The sequence below is a fragment of the Streptomyces mutomycini genome (assembly GCF_001700505.1).
Taxonomy (GTDB): Bacteria; Actinomycetota; Actinomycetes; order Streptomycetales; family Streptomycetaceae; genus Streptomyces; species Streptomyces mutomycini.
In genome coordinates this window covers 1-1,547 of record NZ_MAPV01000271.1, presented here as the reverse complement: position 1 = coordinate 1,547, position 1,547 = coordinate 1, and the positions used below count along the sequence as shown (strand labels likewise).

At 69.5% G+C, this 1,547-nt stretch carries 1 protein-coding gene; it reads right to left on the bottom strand.

The window, feature by feature from the left end; translation table 11 throughout:
* Positions 1–67 precede the first annotated feature (67 nt).
* Positions 68–1,285, bottom strand: coding sequence for an IS110 family RNA-guided transposase (locus BFF76_RS29150; protein WP_065849419.1), 1,218 nt, complete (start codon positions 1,283–1,285; stop codon positions 68–70).
* Positions 1,286–1,547 lie beyond the last annotated feature (262 nt).

Sequence of the window (1,547 nt, the reverse complement as noted above, 5' to 3'; positions counted from 1 at the left end):
GGGGGGTGCCTCTATGTTTTTCGTCAAGGCGCCCCTGTCGGGTTTGGTGTGGTTCGGGGTGCTGGGGCTATGCGGCGAGCTCGACGTCCTTCGGTGTCCGGGATTCGTAGAAGGTGCCGTCGCGGAGCATGGCGAACAGGACGCTGATGCGTTGGCGGGCGAGGCGGAGGAGGGCTTGGGTGTGGGTCTTGCCGCGGGCTCGTTGCTTGTCGTAGTAGGCGCGGGAGGCCGGGTCGGCGTTCATGCAGGCGAAGGCGGACAGGAACATCGCCCGTTTGAGCTGGCGGTTGCCGCCGCGGGGTGCGTGTTCGCCGTGGATCGAGGTCCCGGACGATTTGGTGGTGGGCGCGAGTCCGGCGTAGGAGGCGAGGTGGGCGGCGGTGGGGAAGCTGGTGCCGTCGCCGACGGTGACCAGCAGGACGGCGGCGGTCCTGACGCCGACGCCGGGCATCGACGTCAGGACCGGGGAAAGAGGGTGGGCCTCCAGAAGCGTGTTGATCTGGGCTTCCATCGCCCGTCGCTGGGTGTGGACGGCGGCCAGGGACGCGGCCAGGGAGGGGATGACGATGTCCAGGGTGCCGGTGCCCGGGACGACGACGGTCTGCTCGTCGAGCGCGTCGAAGACGTCGTCGATCAGCCGCTGAGCCATGCGTGGGGCTTTCGGGCGGATCAGCTCGACGAGTCTGCGGCGGCCGGCCTTGCGCAGGGCGGCCGGGGAGCCGTATCGCTCCAGCAGCCAGGTGATGGCCTGGTGGTCGAGGCGCGGGCCGAGGACGCGTTCGAGGCTGGGGTGGAACTGGGTGAGCAGGCCGCGTATCCGGTTGGAGGTGCGGGTGGCCTCGGCGGCAAGGTCCTGGTCGAAACCGACGAGCACGGTGAGTTCGGCGGTGATCTCGTCGGTCAGTTCCAGGGATCGCAGGGTGTGCGGCATGGTGCGGGCCGCGTCCGCGATCACGGCCGCGTCGCGGGCGTCGGTCTTGGCCTCGCCCGGGTAGAGGTCGGCGATCCGCCGCATCGCCAGGCCGGGCAGGTAGGCGACGCGGCAGCCGGCATCGCGGGCAACGGTCAGTGGCAGGGCGCCGATCGAGGCGGGTTGGTCCACGATGACCAGGACGGTTCCGAACTTCGCGGCAAGTTTGTCGAAGACGGCCCGCAGCTTCGGCTCGCTGTTGGGCAGCGGCTTGTCGAAGACCTTCTTCCCTGCCGGAGTCAGCCCGTGGCCGTGATGAGCAGACTTGCCGACGTCCAGGCCGAGGAACACGCCCACGTCTTCGATCTCGAACATCGCGCCCTTTCCAGGATGTTGACGGTGCCGGCCTCGGCTCGGGTGTCGTGCTCGCGCATCCACGTTATGCAGACCTGCCGCCCGCGAACCGCCCGGCGTTGCGCCGGACCGGACGGTGGCCGGACCTCTGATCAGCGTCTCCGACGAACACCCCCAAGCCCGGTGAACACCACCCCCCAGGTCATCTCGGACAGGGGGACCAAGTCATGCCGGGCCCGGAGGCCAGCGGCCCCGTTGCGGAGCCGTGGAGAACATAACGGGG

Bases quoted from the DNA above. Each gene is read 5' to 3' on its own strand.
- BFF76_RS29150 (WP_065849419.1), bottom strand. From the start codon at position 1,285: ATGTTCGAGATCGAAGACGTGGGCGTGTTCCTCGGCCTGGACGTCGGC.